General features: G+C 59.4%; 13 protein-coding genes. 8 read left to right on the forward strand and 5 right to left on the reverse strand.

Annotated elements, in window-relative coordinates:
* Positions 1 to 34: 34 nt before the first annotated feature.
* Genes paaA through BACI9J_RS04205 form a run of 6 tightly spaced genes read left to right on the forward strand, consistent with a single transcriptional unit; the run spans position 35 to position 4,967 of the window.
* Positions 35 to 1,030 carry a 1,2-phenylacetyl-CoA epoxidase subunit PaaA gene (gene paaA / locus BACI9J_RS04180; RefSeq protein ID WP_159733304.1) on the forward strand — a complete coding sequence of 332 codons (996 nt, stop codon included), beginning with the start codon at positions 35 to 37 and terminating at the stop codon, positions 1,028 to 1,030.
* Positions 1,030 to 1,458: a 1,2-phenylacetyl-CoA epoxidase subunit PaaB gene (gene paaB, locus BACI9J_RS04185; RefSeq protein ID WP_159733305.1), complete on the forward strand. Its 429-nt coding sequence runs from the start codon at positions 1,030 to 1,032 to the stop codon at positions 1,456 to 1,458. Before paaA ends, paaB begins: the two co-directional genes overlap by 1 nt.
* 11 nt (positions 1,459 to 1,469) lie before the next feature.
* Positions 1,470 to 2,387 carry a 1,2-phenylacetyl-CoA epoxidase subunit PaaC gene (gene paaC, locus BACI9J_RS04190; RefSeq protein ID WP_159733306.1) on the forward strand — a complete coding sequence of 306 codons (918 nt, stop codon included), beginning with the start codon at positions 1,470 to 1,472 and terminating at the stop codon, positions 2,385 to 2,387.
* 5 nt (positions 2,388 to 2,392) lie between these two features.
* The gene (gene paaD / locus BACI9J_RS04195; protein ID WP_201296502.1) at positions 2,393 to 2,962 is read left to right on the forward strand and encodes a 1,2-phenylacetyl-CoA epoxidase subunit PaaD; all 570 of its coding nucleotides are present in this window, start codon (positions 2,393 to 2,395) and stop codon (positions 2,960 to 2,962) included.
* Between the two features lie 8 nt (positions 2,963 to 2,970).
* Positions 2,971 to 4,176 (forward strand): 1,2-phenylacetyl-CoA epoxidase subunit PaaE, encoded by a 1,206-nt coding sequence (gene paaE / locus BACI9J_RS04200; RefSeq protein ID WP_159733308.1) that lies wholly within the window; start codon positions 2,971 to 2,973, stop codon positions 4,174 to 4,176.
* 11 nt (positions 4,177 to 4,187) lie between these two features.
* On the forward strand, positions 4,188 to 4,967 hold the full coding sequence (locus BACI9J_RS04205) for an enoyl-CoA hydratase/isomerase family protein (RefSeq protein ID WP_159733309.1): 780 nt from the start codon (positions 4,188 to 4,190) through the stop codon (positions 4,965 to 4,967).
* Between the two features lie 107 nt (positions 4,968 to 5,074).
* Here the strand turns inward: BACI9J_RS04205 and BACI9J_RS04210 are convergent, their stop codons facing one another.
* From BACI9J_RS04210 to BACI9J_RS04220, 3 genes are all read right to left on the reverse strand, one after another.
* On the reverse strand, positions 5,075 to 6,625 hold the full coding sequence (locus tag BACI9J_RS04210) for an outer membrane protein assembly factor BamB family protein (RefSeq protein ID WP_159733310.1): 1,551 nt from the start codon (positions 6,623 to 6,625) through the stop codon (positions 5,075 to 5,077).
* 97 nt (positions 6,626 to 6,722) lie between these two features.
* Complete coding sequence (locus BACI9J_RS04215; RefSeq protein WP_159733311.1) at positions 6,723 to 7,172, reverse strand: hypothetical protein; 450 nt, start codon at positions 7,170 to 7,172, stop codon at positions 6,723 to 6,725.
* 12 nt (positions 7,173 to 7,184) lie between these two features.
* The gene (locus BACI9J_RS04220) at positions 7,185 to 8,750 is read right to left on the reverse strand and encodes a chitinase (protein ID WP_159733312.1); all 1,566 of its coding nucleotides are present in this window, start codon (positions 8,748 to 8,750) and stop codon (positions 7,185 to 7,187) included.
* A 216-nt stretch (positions 8,751 to 8,966) separates the two neighbouring features.
* Here BACI9J_RS04220 and BACI9J_RS04225 point away from each other — a divergent pair, with 216 nt between their 5' ends.
* Complete coding sequence (locus BACI9J_RS04225; protein ID WP_236558391.1) at positions 8,967 to 11,336, forward strand: glycosyltransferase family 2 protein; 2,370 nt, start codon at positions 8,967 to 8,969, stop codon at positions 11,334 to 11,336.
* Between the two features lie 76 nt (positions 11,337 to 11,412).
* Here BACI9J_RS04225 and BACI9J_RS04230 read toward each other — a convergent pair whose 3' ends face one another.
* Both BACI9J_RS04230 and BACI9J_RS04235 read right to left on the reverse strand, forming a co-directional pair.
* Positions 11,413 to 13,881: a choice-of-anchor L domain-containing protein gene (locus BACI9J_RS04230; protein ID WP_236558392.1), complete on the reverse strand. Its 2,469-nt coding sequence runs from the start codon at positions 13,879 to 13,881 to the stop codon at positions 11,413 to 11,415.
* Positions 13,882 to 14,246: 365 nt separating this feature from the next.
* Complete coding sequence (locus BACI9J_RS04235; RefSeq protein ID WP_236558393.1) at positions 14,247 to 15,632, reverse strand: outer membrane protein assembly factor BamB family protein; 1,386 nt, start codon at positions 15,630 to 15,632, stop codon at positions 14,247 to 14,249.
* A gap of 462 nt (positions 15,633 to 16,094) precedes the next feature.
* Between BACI9J_RS04235 and BACI9J_RS04240 the strand changes: the two genes are divergently transcribed.
* Positions 16,095 to 17,102 (forward strand): S-layer homology domain-containing protein, encoded by a 1,008-nt coding sequence (locus BACI9J_RS04240; RefSeq protein WP_236558395.1) that lies wholly within the window; start codon positions 16,095 to 16,097, stop codon positions 17,100 to 17,102.
* The last annotated feature ends 127 nt before the right edge of the window (positions 17,103 to 17,229 follow it).

Here is a 17,229-nt window from a genome sequence, read left to right on the forward strand (position 1 = left end):
TGAACGAACGGTCGGTAATTTATTAGGAGCAACCATGGCATCGCAGAATCTGCAGTCAGTGCCCGCTGAGCTGTCCCCGGAAGAGCAGGAGCGGGAGGCAGCCGGACAGGCGTACTTTGATCGCATCATTTCGGAGGACTCACGCATTGAACCTCGTGACTGGATGCCTGCGGCTTACCGCAAGACTTTGCTGCGCCAGATCTCGCAGCACGCACACTCGGAAATCATTGGCATGCAGCCGGAAGCCAACTGGATCACCAGGGCTCCGAGCCTGAAGCGCAAGTCAATTCTTATGGCCAAGGTCCAGGACGAGGCCGGTCACGGCCTGTACCTGTACTCCGCCGCTGAGACCCTGGGCCAGTCCCGGGACCAGATGATGGAAGACCTGATCGCCGGCAAGGCCCGGTACTCGTCCATCTTCAACTACCCCACCATCTCCTGGGCAGACATGGGAGCCATCGGATGGTTGGTTGATGGCGCCGCCATCTGCAACCAGGTGCCCCTGTGCCGTGCCTCGTACGGTCCTTATGGTCGCGCAATGGTGCGCATCTGCAAGGAAGAGTCGTTCCACCAGCGCCAGGGTTTCGAGATCCTGCTTGAACTCGCCAACGGCACGCCTGCGCAGAAGCAGATGGCCCAGGACGCTGTGAACCGCTGGTACGCGCCGTCGCTGATGATGTTCGGCCCCCCGGATGATGATTCCCCCAACTCCAAGCAGTCCATGGCCTGGAACATCAAGCGCTTCAGCAACGACGAGCTGCGCAGCCGGTTCGTGGGCATGATGGTGGAGCAGGTCCGGGTCCTGGGCCTGACCCTGCCTGACAAGGACATCCGTTTCAACGAAGAAACCAAGAAGTGGGAGCACGGACCCTTGGACTGGAACGAGTTCAAGGAAGTCCTGGCAGGCCGCGGCCCCTGCAACTCGCAGCGCGTCGAGCGCCGCCGCGAGGCACACGAAAACGGTGCCTGGGTTCGCGAAGCCGCTGTAGCCTACGCCCGCAAGCAAGCACAGAAAGTGAACGCAGCATAATGGCTCCTCACGGTAACCCGGAAGCACCGGCCAGCGCCGCCAGCGAAATCAACCGCGAGGCCCCCAAGGTTGCGGCCACCAACGCTGAAAGCACGACGACGACACCCGCCTCAGCCCCGGCCGTCACCCCGAGTGGCGCTCATGAAGAGTCTCCTTGGTCCCTGTGGGAGGTCTTTGTCCGCTCCAGCCGCGGTCTGTCCCACGTCCACGCCGGTTCCTTGCACGCACCGGATGCGGCCATGGCCCTCCGGAACGCCCGCGATTTGTATACGCGCCGCAATGAAGGGGTCTCCATCTGGGTTGTCCCGGCCGAGGCGATCTCCTCCAGCGATCCCGACTCCAAGGGTTCCTTCTTCGAGTCCCCGCAGGGCAAGGATTACCGCCACGCAACGTATTACACCAAGAGCGAAGGCGTGAAGCACCTGTGACTACTAAAGATGTGAGTACTAAAGACACTGACTTCGCAATCGAAGGCCACGGCGATATCTCCGTAGGCGTCCACGGAGCGGGCGCTTCCGGCGATGGTTCGGCCAGCGCTACCCGCATTACGCCGGGCAACGCTCTGCGTCCGGAGGACATCGCCCTCGAAATCAGCCGTGGGCAGGTCAAGCCCACCGAAGATGCGGCAGAGTTCGCCCTGCGCATCGGCGACGACGGCCTGATCCTCGCTCAGCGCCTTGGCCACTGGATTTCCCGTGCACCTGAACTCGAGGAAGACATTGCCCTGGGCAATATCGCCTTGGACCAGCTGGGCCATGCGCGCTCGTACCTGACCTACGCCGGCGCAGCCTGGGGCAAGTCCGAGGATGAGCTCGCTTACTTCCGCCGGGAGCACGAGTTCCGTTCCGCTCACCTCTTTGAGCAGCCTAACGGGGACTTTGCAGTCACCATTGCCCGGCAGTTCATTGTGAGTTTCTACCAGTACGAGCTCTACACCAAGCTCATGGAGTCCACCGACGCCACCATCGCAGCCATCTCCGCCAAGGCCGTGAAAGAAGTGGATTACCACCGCGACCACAGCGCGCAGTGGGTGCTTCGGCTTGCCGGGGGCACGGACGAGTCCCGCGCACGCATCATCCAGGGCTTCAAGCTCGTGTGGCCGTATGTGGACGAACTCTTTGAGGACGACGAACTTACCACCCGTTTGGCCGAGGCCGGCGTCACTGTTCAGCCTTCCAGCCTCCGTGCTGAATTCGATCGGCTCACCGGCAGCATCATGGCTGAGGCCGAGCTGGAAATCCCTGGTGTCCCGCAGGCATTGGGCGGCGGACGGCGCGGCAAACATTCCGAGTTCCTGGGCTACATCCTGGCTGAAATGCAGGTTCTGGCCCGCGAGCACCCCGGCGCGAGCTGGTGACCAGCATGACTGCCCTTTCACCAACGCAGCAACACACCGCTGAGCAGCGGGCCTGGGACATCGCGTCCACGGTCTGCGATCCGGAAATCCCTGTCCTCACCATTGAGGACCTGGGCATCCTGCGCGGCGTGCGGGTTGCTGAGTCGCCTGAGGCGGCCACCGCGGATGGCCGGAACGACGGCGGCCCTGCAAGTACCGCCGTCGAGGTCACCATCACGCCCACGTACTCGGGCTGCCCGGCGATGGATGCCATTGGTGACGATCTTCGGACGGCCTTCGAAAAGGAGGGCTACGCGAGTGTGCACATCAACCTGGTGCTGTCCCCGGCGTGGACCACTGACTGGATGACCGAGTCCGGCAAAGCCAAGTTGGAGGAGTACGGGATTGCCCCGCCCAGTGGCATGGCTGCCGCGGGTGGGCACTCCGGTCCTGTTCGCCTGAGCCTGGCTGTGAAATGCCCGCAGTGTTCGTCGTTGAACACCAAGGAACTCACCCGTTTTGGTTCCACGTCCTGCAAGGCGTTGTTCGTCTGCCAGGACTGCAAGGAACCGTTCGACTACTTCAAAGTCCTCTAAGGAATTCCATGACCACCGAAACCCAGACGGCCAGCCGCCGTCGTGCGTCTTTCCACAACCTGACCGTCTCGGAAGTCCGGCGCCTAACGGACGATGCCATTGAGGTCACGTTTGGTGTTCCGGCCGAACTGGCCGGGCAGTACGACTACCTGCCCGGCCAGTATGTGGCACTGCGAACCACGTTGCCGGATGAGCAGGGCGAGCCGCACGAGGTCCGCCGCAGTTACTCGATTTGTGCAGAGCCGCGCAGCTTCGAGGACGGCAGCAGCGAGATCCGCGTGGCTATCAAAAAGGACCTTGGCGGCCTGTTCTCCACATGGGCAAATGCCGAACTCAAGGCCGGGGACGTCCTGGATGTCATGAGCCCGCAGGGTGCTTTCATCTCGCGGCACGGCAAGGATGGCGCCGCCGTGCAGCACAACGTCATGAACTCCATGAACCACCCGGAGGAGCTGGCGGGGGAGCCGGGCAACTTCGTCGCGATTGCCGCCGGCTCGGGTATCACGCCGGTTATAGCAATTGCGCGGACGCTGCTGGCGGCCAATCCGGAAACCACGTTTGATCTTGTTTACGCCAATAAAGCCGCCATGGACGTCATGTTCCTTGAAGAGCTGGCGGATCTGAAGGACAAGTACCCGTCCCGCCTGGCGTTGCACCATGTGTTGTCACGGGAGCAGCGAATCGCGCCGCTGATGACCGGGCGTATTGATTCCGAGAAACTCCAGGCTTTGCTCAGCAGTGCCATCCGTGCCGAGGACGTGGACGAGTGGTTCCTGTGCGGGCCGTTTGAGCTGGTCCAGTTGTGCCGCGACACCCTCGCTGCCCGCGGCGTGGAGCCCGAGCATGTGCGCTTCGAGCTGTTCACTACGGGCCGTCCGGATCGTCCCGAGGGCAATGCAGGCCGCCCGGTTGTGGAGGACGAGTCGCAGGACACGTACAAGATCACCTTCACCCTGGACGGGCTGACCGGTGATGTCGCCAGTCCAACCCACGCCCGCGAATCCATCCTCAACGCAGCGCTGCGGGTCCGACCGGACGTTCCGTTCGCGTGCGCCGGTGGCGTCTGCGGCACCTGCCGCGCCAAGCTGATCACCGGTACGGTGACCATGGATGAGAACTACGCCCTTGAGCAGGACGAGCTTGATAAGGGCTACGTCCTCACCTGCCAGTCCCACCCCACCAGCGAAGAAGTTACCGTCGACTTCGACGTCTAAAGGAGCCCCCAATGATCGAGCTCTCCATTGCCAACGGCATTGCCGAAATCGTCCTCAACTACCCGGACAAGCTGAACTCGCTCAACGAGGACGCGCTTGCCCAACTGGACAAAGCGTACGACGACGCTGCTGCCGCCGCCTCACGCAGTGAGGTGCGGGCGCTGCTGCTTCGCGGAGAAGGCCGGGCCTTCTGCGCCGGCCGCGACATTTCAGGGGTGACACCGGAAACCGATGATGCCCAGGCGTACCTCGGTGGACTCGTGGAGCCGTTGCTGAGGAAGATGGCTGCGTTCCCGGCACCCACGTTTGCCGCCGCGCACGGCGCTTGCCTGGGTGTGGGGCTGGGACTGTTGCTGGCCACGGATGTTGTGTACGTGGCGGACAACGCCAAGTTCGGGTCCCCGTTTGCGAAGCTTGGGGCCACGTTGGACTCGGGCGGGCACTGGTACTTCACGGAACGCCTCGGAATGCACCGCACGCTGGACTTGATCTACACCGCTGACCTCATTTCCGGGGCTGAAGCTGTGGAGCAGGGAATGTTCAGCCGGGCGATGCCCACGGATTCCCTGCTTCCTGTGACGCGGGAGATCGTGGGGCGCGTTGCTACTGGCGCCACCGGTGCTTTCAACGCGTCGAAGGAACTCGTGGCCCACATTCGCGACCAGCGCCTGGGCTTATGGGCGTCCATGGCCGAGGAAAACTCTGAGCAGGCGCGGCTGTGCAAGACCGATGACTATGCCGAGGGTTTCCGTGCCTTCCAGGAGAAGCGGGCGCCCGTTTTCAAGGGGTAGCTCCCCCTTCCGCGCCGGATCCCGGCGCCGGATCCCGCCCTTGTTCGTCCCCCTCGCAGTAGTGCGCTGAGTGGGACGGACAAGGGCAGGATTTGTGAGGCACTGACTTAGACGAAGCCCTTGAGGAGTTTGTACCCGGCCACTTTTCCCTTGAAAGAGATGACGGCAAGGTCGTTCTCCGTTGTGCTCACATCGGTCAGAGCGCCGTAGGTCAGCGCAGGAGCCGGGCTGCCGCTCTTCAGGCACGGAAAGGCTATGTGCGAGCCGGCAGCGATGTTGCCGCCGGGTTGATCTTTGCGTGGCCCGTTGGGAGGCACCGTGTAAAAGGTTTCTTCCCAACACACAAAGCCGTCTTCGAAGCTTGCTCCCCGGGGTGTTCCGGTGCGGGTGTCCAGCAGAGATGAGTCAGCGTAGTGGCCCGTGATGACAAAGTCACCATGGCTCGCTGTGGGTATGAGGCCACTGACGCCCCAGCTGTGTAGTTCCACCGGTTTGGATTCCCAGACTGAAGCTCCGGTGAGGGGGTCGTAGCCCACCACCTTTGAGTGGGCGCCCCTGTAGGTTTCTGCTGGAAATTCCACGAAGCCATCTACGTACTCGCACCTTACAGGTAGTGCTTCCCCGCCCTCCAGCTTGGAAGCAGCTGTGCCCATGGTCTTGGCGCATTCGAGTTGCGATCCCTCGGAAGTCCACAGAACCCTGCCGCTGGAAGCCCGGAAGCCAACCGTTCTTGTAGTCTCGCGCAGGTTCAGTGAGAAGGTTTGTTCCGCGTATTTATCGGGTGCGAAACCGGTGGTGTTGACGCCAACGGAACCGACATAAAGATCCAGCTTTTCGGAGTAGATGAAATGCCACCCCAAGTCGGTACTGGCGCCCTTGCCAAAGAGGGTTTCGATGTCTTTCTCCCATGTAACCTCACCATGGGAAAAATGGGCCAGGGTTTCGCTTCCGCCTGCCACCACCGAGTACAGCCCTTTGCCCACCGGCCGGAAAGTGCCGGTGAGCGGGTTGATTTCAGGACCGGATATGTCATCCCCGGATTCCAGGTCCACCCAGTGTTCCACTGTTCGCGAAGCTTGATCAAAGGAGATGAAGCACATGTCTTGGAGTCCCTCGCAGGCAAAGGGGCGGGTGCTGATCAGTTCTGCCCTGCCGCGGTAAAGCTCCTTGCCGGTGCCCAGGTCCAGGGCGACAGGGGCAGTCCACCACTCGAGGCCGCTGTTATTGGGTGGAGGGGCCGTGGTTTGGAGGAAGATGGCGGCGCTCCTTCCGCCAGCGGTTCTGGTCACAACAGGTTCCAAAGAAACAGCAGGCGCCTCCAGTCCAGGATGAACGGGCTGTGTCCAGAGCTGTTTGCCATCAGCAACAGAGAAGGCATGGGCATTTACGCCGGTGGGCGTGGTCGCGTAAACCAAGGCAACGCCGTCGGCAACTACTGGTTGACCGATGGGTTCTAGCGGTACTTCCCAAGCCGCCGTCGCGGTTCCTGTATTTCGAGAAACTGGAGCCGGGCTTGAAGGCGACGTGGTGGCAGCGGGTTTTCCCGGAAGGGGAATCATGGTGCACGCGGACAGCAGCAGTGCGGCGGCAAGGGCCGCGACTCCACCCTTCACTGAAGTGATGCGGGCAGGGAATCGCGAGGATCGGGACTGAATCATTGTTCCCCCAGGAACGTCCACGGTTCAGCACCTGCAGGGCGTAGTTCCAAACCAGAAAAGGCCATCAAGACGTGGCTCAGATAGAGAATACAGCTGTTCACCAGCCAAAGGTGTTTGTTATGGCACCGTCTGTCTTGTAGTCGGCCACATCCGGATAGGCCCAGCGCAGGATCTTGTACTCGCCTCCGCGCCGTATGGCTTCAAGGACAACAAACTCCTGGTTTCCTGCCCGGTTGAATTCCACCACTATCCCGAGCACTTTTTCTTTCCCCGGGATCAGTTGGTAGATCTTGGGAACCCACATTATTGGCTGCGGGTCAGCTTCCTGCTTGGCGGCCATTTCCGCTTCGCTCTTCTTGCATTCATCCACGCTCTGTTCGCTGGAACTGTCCAAGTGGTCACAAAACTTACCGTCGTGACCTGCCAGTGAGTAGGCGAACGTAGTCCCGAGATCACTGGCTTTGGCGTCGTCGTGTGTTTGTGCGCATCCGCTCAGAATCAGGGTGGCTGCTGCAAGAGATGCAGCCGCAGTCAGGGACTTCCGCATGCTGTATCACTCCTACTTTCCCGTTTGACCGGCAAGCACTTTAGTCAGTTCCTCGTTGCTCAGTCTCATCCACGCCGACTCAGTAGAGCCCTGCAGCGCGGCTTCCGGACTCTGCGTTTGGACCCACCATTTAGCCTCAAAAACGTGCTGGTCCAGCATCACGCGGTCTCCCTTGCGGTAGACAGTTGTAGCTGACCACGCCGGGTAGGTTCCTGCGGGGACAGTGACTTCAGGCTTGGGCCGGTCGCCGGGAAGGACGGGCCCGATCAGTTTCCAGGGGGCAGCGGCACGGTCCGGGACGGGGTCGTTGGGAACGTCGTCTTTGGTCCACCACTTGGCTTCGTAGACGTTGCCTTGCCACACGATCCGGTCCGACTGCGCGTACGTGGCCACCGGTGACCAGATCGGGTAGGGGCTGGTGGCGGGGTCGTCCACTACCGCTGTGGCAGTGGTTGTGCCTGTTGGCAGCGCCGGGCTGGGGGAGGCCGTGGCGGTGGAGTCAATGTCCTCGCCCAGGACGTCGGAGAAACGCGAAGCGCCCTGCGGCACACCACTGCAGGCATCTGACACCACGGTCAGCGTGGGGTAGTTGGGCCCGCATTCAGCATCCCGGTTCAAGGACCACATGGACATCCGGCCCACGCCCTTGCTTTGTGCGAAGTCGTGCAAACCTTGAGCGTCGGACATGGTGAACACATCAGCCACAATGTCGTTTTGACCGATCATGGGGGTCAGGCCGATCTTGCGCCACAGGGTCTGTGCACCAAGATTTTGTTGCGCTGCCGAATAAGCATCGCCCAGTTGGGCGTGGGTTGCCTCGGCTGCCGCCATGGAGGCCTGCAGCATGGACTGCCCGGCCACACGGCTTTCGCCGAAGTCCATGGTCATGATGTTCACACCGGCCAGTTCCACTCCGGCTGAAAGCATCTGCCCGACGGCGGCCCTTCCGTCCGGGGTCAGCCCCGCCGGAGCCACGGGTAACGTCAGCCAGACGGACAGGCTCTTGCCCTCGGACTGCCGTGCTTTCTGCACTGCAGTGATGGCTTTGCTCTGCCGCGCAAGAGAGGCCGTATCCGCTAGCGCAGTGCCCTCGATATCCAGGTCAATGGTGTTGAGGTCGTAACGGTCGATCACAGAAGAGTAGGCCTGCTTGAGCCGATCATCGTCGGTGCATGCGGTGGCGAGTTCCTGATTGGACAGCCCGCCGAAGGAGACCGCCACGTCGCCACCGGTCTGCCTGAGGCGGGCGATGCGCCGGTCCAGGTCAAGGTCCGAGGCAGCTGAGTCCAGGCTGTAGAAGGATCCCCACGAGGGGGTGCACCCGTCCTTGGCGTCGGCCACAATAAAGGACAACACCACGGATTTAGTGTTGTCTCCAGAGGGCTGTTCGAAAGCGTATCGGGGTGTTGCCGTCACATCCACGTACCCCATGAAATGCGACGGTGATGCTGCCGCGGCACGGGTATCGGTGTAGTTACGCCAGGAAACGACGCCGGCCCCTACAACTACCGCTATGACGGCCAGCAGCACGGAGAGCCGAATCCAGGACAGCTTTCGCCCAGGAAAGTGTTTGGACATTAATCCCCCAACATTGAGACCTGCATTTCCAGCAAGCAGGAGCGTGGCCGTTGGATCAGGCCAAGAATTGTTTCAACAATTTCCGCAGACCACGCGGCAAACCTAAGCTCCTGTTATCGATTACTATAAGGGCAATCGGCGACGCTTTTGCTACGGAGGCGGACGCTCAACCGGCTATCGGGCCGGAAGGCGCGGATCACAGTCTGATGGGGAATAATGACGGACCAGTTGGTTAATTTATCCGATGTCGAGCGGGATCCAAAAGAGCTTCCTGCGGACCGTCCGGAAAATGCAGGGCGAAAGCGGCAGTGGGGATCGGAGCGGCGGTCCGAGCCGTTGGCCATTGTTCACCCAACGCCTTCCTCCCGAAAGATCGTTCTTGGCCGGCTGGCAATACTTGTCACTGTGGGAGCCTGGCTTTATTACGTGGTCTCCACCATCATTCGGCAGTTTGTTGACAATCCGAACTCCGGATTCCGATTCGGGTTCGAGTCGATTTCCTACCTCATTGTTGTCACGTTCCTGACGTTCTCTGCCCTGATGTACCTTATGGCGCGGCAAGGGGCTCTCTACCGGTTCAAGGAACACCGCAGGGTGCCGCGCGGCGAACTTGATGCCCACTTCGCCAATTACAAAGAGGCGGTGACGGTACTGGTGCCGTCTTACGCCGAAGAACCGCAAGTGGTCAGGGGAACGCTATGGTCGGCGGCTCTTCAGGAATTTCCCGATTTGCGGGTGGTGCTGCTGCTGGACGATCCGCCAAACCCCACCGAGCCGGAGAAGATTCATCGCCTTGAACAGACCAGGGCGCTGGCGGGACAGATCGCAGATGCCCTGTCCGCTCCGGCAGCGCGCGCCAACAAGGCTCTGGAAACTTTCCGTGAGAGGCACGGATATCCCCTACAAAAGGAGAACCCGGGCGCGGACAAAGCGGACACAACTGATGAGCTCGGACTGCTGATCGCCGAGTATGTAGCAGCAGTTGAGTGGTTGGAGGCGATGGCTGAGGCCGAAACCGTGGAAGACCATGTGGACGAATTCTTCGTGGACCTGGTCATTATGGGTTTGGCGCGTGAACTTCGCTTGGTTTTGTTGGCGTTGGAAGCTGCCCAGGCTCAAAATGCTGCCCCCGGCCCGGAGCGGATGGAACAGCTCTATTTGAGGCTCACATGGATCTTTAACGTCCGCACTGAGACATTTGAGCGTAAGCGCTACGCCAGCTTGTCCCACGAGGCCAACAAGGCCATGAACCTTAACGCCTACATTTCGCTGATGGGCAAGCGGTGGCGGCGGGAGGAGACCGCCGGGAGCGTTGTGCTTCGTCCATCTTCGGTCCCCAGTGACGACGATTTTGTGGTTCCGGACAGCACCTATTTGCTGACCTTGGACGCTGATTCGCTGCTGCTGCGGGACTACTGTTTGCGCTTGGTGTACTTCCTGGAATCCGCAGGCAACGAGCGTGTTGCCGTGACGCAAACACCCTATTCCTCCTTCCTAGGCGCCCCTACGCGCATTGAAAGGATTGCCGGGGCCACAACTGACATTCAGCACATTCTTCACCAGGGCATGACATTTTATGGAGCCACGTTCTGGGTGGGAGCCAACGCGATCATCCGCAAATGTGCCATTGAGGACATTGTTGAAGTGGAGACGGTTGGCGGGTTCGAAATTCGCACATATATCCAGGACCGCACCGTCATTGAGGACACTGAATCCAGTATTGACCTGGGCACGTACGGGTGGACCTTGGTGAATTATCCGGAGCGTCTGAGTTATAGCGCCACACCACCTGATTTTGGTTCGCTGGTGGTGCAGCGGCGGCGCTGGGCCAACGGTGGTCTGTTGATTCTTCCCAAACTATGGAACCAACTCTCTCAGCGGCGACTACAACGGCAGCGAATACTCATCCGTGAGGTTCTCCTGCGCGTGAACTACATGGCGTCCATTACCTGGGCCAGCTTCGGGCTTCTATTCCTGCTTGCCTACCCGTATGACAGCAGGCTCCTTAGCCCTGCGGTCTTCATAGCTGCCCTGCCGTACTTTCTGTGCATGGGCTCGGATCTTCGCGATTGCGGCCACCGCTTCAGCGATATTTTCCGCATTTATGGCTTCAACCTCATCCTGTTGCCGGTCAATCTGGCCGGCGTTTTGAAGTCACTTCAGCAGGGTCTTACCGGGGACAAGATTCCCTTTGTCCGAACCCCCAAGGTCAAGGACCGGACGGCCGCACCGGCCATCTATGTCCTGATTCCCTACGCCATTGTTGCGTTCTCCGCGCTGACTGTCTGGCGGGACGCCCAGCAGGGCAACTGGGGTAACGTGGCCTTCGCTTCACTGAATGCTGTGTTGGCCATGTGGTGCATCCAGGCGTACATCGGCTTGTGGAATTCAGTGGTGGACGTTGTCCTTGGAGCGGTCAACTGGCTCTACGTCGCACCAAAACCCAAGGCCAAGCCGGAGTCGTTGGTTGTTCCCAAAACCCCCGAAGAGGTGGATTGGGAATCCATCCTTTACCACGGTGACCGGAGGCTCAACCGGGACCTCCGCGGCGGCACCGACCGCCGTCGTCGTATTTCACTTCGTTGATCAATCCAACGAGGTCCGTCCAAAAAACAGGGCCTTCCGCTTGATGGCGGAAGGCCCTGTAGTCCTGGTCTAATTTCTAGTCGGACCAGATGCCCCCATCGAGGAGTGCCACGGCACTGTCGAGGATGCCGTCGCTGGTGTCAGCAACTGCAATTTCCACGGTGACGGGGACGCCTGGCTGCACAGGGACGGAACACGTAAGGGCGGTGGTCATGCCGTCCATAGCGGTGTTGAATCCGCTGGCACCGGCGGTGTTGTCAATATAGTAGGTTTCGTTCGTGTGATCGTTGACATTGTTTACACTGATTGGGCTTTGCGTCCCTGGTACCAAGGCGCAGTTTGTTCCGTTGACAAAGACGCCCATGACGTCGTTGTAGGGGCTGCCCACATACTCGGGGTACTCTTCGCTGGCAAAGAAATACCGAATGTGGAGGGTGTCGCCGGACGGAACCACTTTTGCCCAGTACGAGGCCGCATCAAACGTGGGCAGGCCTCCAATGAAATTGGACAACGTGGAGTTTCCGGGAGTTCCCAGATTGCTGGAGGCCAGCTCTCCGGGTGTTCCTACTGAGTTCTGCATATTTCCTGTTGACAAGATCCACGCAGCACCACCGGGTCCATAGTCGGTGGCCCGGCCCCACTGGGATGAGTCCCCGGCGCCGCCCTTTTCACTTACAGTGATACCGTCACCGAAGACTTCTTCCGTGACCTGTTCAACGGGCGGTGTCACGGGCTTGCAGAGGTCGCCTTGCCAGAGAACAAGGTTTTTGGTGAGCTCCTTCTTCCACTCGTCTGTCAGCTTTACGCCAAAGACCTCGACGCCGGCAATGACTCCTATGCGCCCAGCCAATCCAACTTCGTGGGCACAAGTTTCAGGACCGGTGGCGTACTTTGCATAAGCGTCGAAACCACCCGTGAGGCCGGCGATTCCATACAACTTGGCCGTCAGCGTGGGGCCAATGGTTACTGAGGACTCACTGGTCAACTGCGGGCCTTGGAATGTTGCTTCGGCGTTGCCACCATACTCAGCCACCGGCTGGAAATTCCCGTCCTTATAGGACATGCCAACCGTAGTGGTCGCAGACGCCGACGCTGTGACGTATGTATCTGCCGTCCACTCGCTCTTGGCCTTCAGATCAATGGAGGAAATGAACTGGACCTCCACAGGTACAGGTCCCACTTGGATGTGAGCCCACGTATTAACGGTGCCAAGGTTCTTCTCGGCCGTTCCGGTCAAAGTACCTGTTGCCCTGGCTGTCGTTTTAGCCGACAGTCCCGTGTCCAGCGTGAACTTAGCCTGCTTCAGCGAAGCCCAGTGGATGTCCACTTCTGCGTTGACGTCAGAATTAACACCGAATTCGCTGCTGAGTGCCAGAGTTCCGGTGCCCTCCACATCCACTGTCTTCCACGCTGTACCTGTCACGGATTTGCTCAGGGTGTCAGAGAACTTGAAGGTTTTTTCAAAGATGGGCAAAGAAACATCACTGGTTGTGGCCAGTTCATCGGCTGGAATCCGCCCGTTTTTGACGTTGAAAGGGGCCGCGGACGCCTGGGCGTTGTCGATCACTTCGACGCCGTCGGCGGGAATGAACTCTTGCTTGACGATGGTGGTGGTTGGCGTCACCAAGCCGCTGGTGTCGTAGATAGCGTCCGGCAGCGTGGCCTGTTGAACAACAGCTGTTTGTTTGCCGTCGGGAGCATTAGTGACCTGCTGGACCCGAACCAACATCCCGTCAGGGGTGAACTCTGAGAATCCGGATACAAGTACGTTGCCTGGATCGATATCCGGGGCGCCCGCTCCTACGGAGTTGAAGGTGATGGTCGTATCGCCCTGAACGTACTCCCGCGCCAGGGTGGCGCTGTCAATGATGAGGGTGTCCGGCGAAGTGACGACGCCATCTGCTGCTGGCGGCAAAGACAGCCGGTAGAGGTACGCCGCCATGGCATCGCGATTGATGGGCGAAAGGGGGCGGTAGGAAGCCGTTCCGTCTCCGTTATCCCAACCTGTGGCAATTCCCTTTGCCTGGAGCCAGGAAATCTCGGTGTAGAACTGCGTGGTGTTGCTGATGTCAGAGAACGGAGGCGTTGCTGGTGCCTGGAAGTCAGGCTCATTTTCAAAGCGATAAAGGAAAGCCGCCATTGCGTCCCGGTTGATCGCGGATGTGGGGCGGTACTCCCGCTTGCCGTTTCCGACATCCCATCCAGTGGAGATTTGCTGTTGGTACAGCCAAGCCATTTCCTTATAGTGTTGCTGGCCGGGGCTGACGTCCTGGAACGGAGAGGTATTGGGGGCGGTGAATTCCGGGCTGCCTGCAAGCCGGTAAAGGAACGCGGCCATTGCGTCCCGGTTGATGGCGGTCAGGGGGCGGTATGTTCCATCCGACCAGCCGGTAGAGATTCCTTCGTTTGCCAACCACGACATTTCTTTGGCAAACATCATGCCTGCGGGCACATCGGTGAAGGTCACGGCTTTTTCGGTTTCACCAGCAGCTGTTGCTGCTGTCTGGCCCGTAAATACCAGTGAGGCACAAAAGATGCCGGCCATGACGGTTCGGCTGGTTAGGGAAAAATGGGTCCTTCGGGGGTGCCCCGCTTTAGGGCTGGGCATAGGTGTATCAGGTGACGTGTTCAAGGGGCGCTCTCTCATAAAACATCGTGTCCTGCCACCAATTGCCTCATTGGTGCCGGACTGGGGTGCGAACGGAAATCAATCCAGTGTTGCCTTATTTGCAATACTGAGCTATTGCGGTGGGTGTTGATCAGCATCTCTTCACAAGTGTGTAAATCTGCTGTTGCCGTGATCCTAAAGGTCTTTTAGTAATTAAGTCCATAAGGGAGGTTTATATGAACTTCCGGCGGGTGTCATAGTTCCGGCAACGTCCCAAGTCCGCTTCGGCTACCTGGCTTACGTCACGGAAGCTTAAACCCGGAGAGTGAGTTCTCCTGGGCGAGGACGGCAACGCCGTTGTTCGTCGCTGGGATGTCACGGAGTGTGCCTGTCGCTGGCGCCGGGGTGGCCTTTGCATTCCTATCGCAGGGAAACAGTGTTGACCCGCCAGTTCCCAGGTTTCCTTCGGGTTGAACGGGGAAGGGAGCGTCAGCTGGCAGAGGGTACTTGGCCGCTTTCGAGCAGAGGAACACGTCTTCGCTCGTAGCTTCCCGGCTCGCTCCGCTCCGGGTGTCTACTATGACCAGGCCGTCAGGGCCGCCGGTCAGCACCATGTCTCCCCGGCTGGGTGAAGGGATCAATAGATCTGCTGCTGCCTTGATGGGTGTGGGTTTAGTCTGCCACTTTGCCTCACCGGTAGCTGGGTCGTAACCCACTACCTTCCCCTCAGCATTTTGGTAGCCGTCGCCTGGAACAACCATGGTTCCTTGGTTGTATTCGCAGCGAACGGGGAAGGCGTTGCCTTCCATTAGCTTGGTTTCGGTCTTTCCCACACCACTGGAACACCATTTCTCGGAACCTTCCGCTGTCCACAGTTTCTCCCCAGTGGAGGCGCGGAAACCTACGGTCTTATGTTTTGTCAGGTCTACGGTGAAGGTTTGTTCCATGAGCCTGGCGTAGTCAGTTTCCGTGGTGGGGTTGATACCGACCGAGCCAATGTAAAGGTCCAGTTTCTTGGAATATTCGAAGGTCCAACCGAGGTTGGTGGTTGCTCCTGGTCCGAAAAGCGACTGCACGTCAGCTTCCCAGAGTTTGCTGCCAGCGGATACTCTTGCGAGTTGTTCCCGGCCGTCTTCTACCACCGAATAAAGTCCGTTGCCCACCAGTCTGAAGTTGCCGGTCAGGGGATTCACCTCTGGACCTGTGGAATCAGTGCCGGCACTGAGGTCAACCCTGTGTTGTGTCGTCAATCGGGTTTGGGCATCCAACGAAGTGAAGCACATGTCCAGCTCATCGTCGCAGGCGGCTGGGCGGGATTCCACCAACTGCGGATCCCCCCGGTAAAGCTCCTTGCCGCTCTTCAGATCGACCGCCACGGGAGCGGTCCACCACGAGGTGCCGCTGTCATTGGTTGGGGCAGCGGTTTCCTGCAAAAATACTGCCACGCTGGCGCCTGCGGACGTCTTGGTTATGGCGGGAGTCAGACTAACCCCCGGGGCTCCTAAGCCGGGATGAACGGTTTGGTTCCAGATTTCCTTCCCGTCAGTGACGGAGATGGCGTGGGCGGTCACGCCGCTGGCCGTCTTTGCGTAGACCAGCGCGACGCCGTCGGCCACCTCAGGTTGGGCGATCGGGCTGAGGGCTACTTCCCAGACTGCATCGGCGCTGGTGGTGCTTCGGTCCAACACGTTAGTGGATGGAGAAGGAGTTCCTGCGGAAGGCGGAGCAGTGCAGGCCCCCAGCGTTAGTGAAACCCCAATGGCTACGGTTGCGAGTACAGCAGATTTTTGGCGCGCAAGCCCGTGCGCAGTAGATGTCGGCGAGTGCATTTTTCCCCCAAGACGCGTTTTAAGAAAAGATGGCCAGCTAGCTGCCACTAAAAGCAAGAATACCTATAAGTATGCTTCGTTTAGATATATTGAGTCTGTTGCGGATTGATTACCGCGCGTTGGAAAAATGGGGGTTTCATGCACATAGCTATCCACGACGGTCGCAGGGCAAAAAAGCGGACCTTGGCCGCCGTCGTCGTTCTCAGTTTCGGGTTCTTGCTTGGCATGCTCCACGCGCCAACGCAAGCGAGCGCTGCTTCCACTGCTAACGCCGTTGCAGACCTAAACTTGCTTTACTCGAACCGCCCGTCCATTAGGGCAATGTTTGATGGCATCAATAAGTACAGGAAGGCAAATGGTCTGAGCCCGGCTGTGCTGACCCTTGAAGGGACGAACCAGTCGCAGGAATGGGCAAATGATTGGCAGCGTCGGGGAATTCAGCCCGCTTCCGCAACGGACGATTTACCAGGTCTTCGCTGGGCTGGATACTTGTCGTATGCCTGTATGGACGGCAAGGAATCCGAGGCAGTTCAGGCTTGGAACGAATATAACGGTGACTCCATGAAGAGGGCGTCGCCGGAGTCCTCGTACGCTCTGGCAGTAGGGGTGGCCCCCGGTATGCACGGTAGCCTCAGAATGCAGGTGGTGGGTTACGAGTTCACCGGCTCTGCTCCATCGACCGTATTCGGCACAGTGGATGAGTATTTCGCTTATCTCGACGCCGCCAATGCATTCATTGCTCCTGCTGTTTCCCCATTTCAGGACATCAAGACCAGCCAGCAGTTTTACAAAGAAATGACTTGGCTTTCGGCGAAGAGCATCTCATCCGGCTGGAGGGAGAACGACGGGTCTTCCACGTATCGACCACTGACGTCGGTCAGTCGGGAGGCGATGGCTGCTTTTATCTACCGGATGGCTGGCTCACCTCCGTGGACGCCACCTCAAACCACTGCCTATGTGGATGTTCCAACCAACCACCCGTTCTATAAGGAGATTGCTTGGCTGGCCATGTCCGGCATTTCAACCGGATGGGAGAATCAGGACGGCAGCAGCAGCTTCCGGCCGGGACTCCCCATTGCCCGTGATGCGATGGCTGCCTTCCTTTACCGGGCATCAGGCTATCCCGCCTACACTCCGCCGCCCGTGTCCCCTTTCCAAGATGTAACTCCTCAACAGCAGTTCTATAAGGAGATGGCATGGCTGTCCGCACGGGGCATTTCCACGGGATGGGCGGACAACACCGGGCAACGTACTTATCGTCCGCTGACTTTGATCACGCGCGACGCAATGGGGGCGTTTCTTTATCGGATTGCTGAAAAGGCCCGCTAAGTCGCAACGTTACTCAGACTAAAGCTGGTGGTGTGCGGCATTGCCCCGTCGTCCTGGCCCTGATGTGCAGCGGCGGGGTAAGGGCTTGACCACATAAACGAAAAAGCGGGCCCGGTTCAAAATGAAC

The organism is Arthrobacter sp. 9V, assembly GCF_902506065.1.
GTDB lineage: Bacteria > Actinomycetota > Actinomycetes > Actinomycetales > Micrococcaceae > Arthrobacter.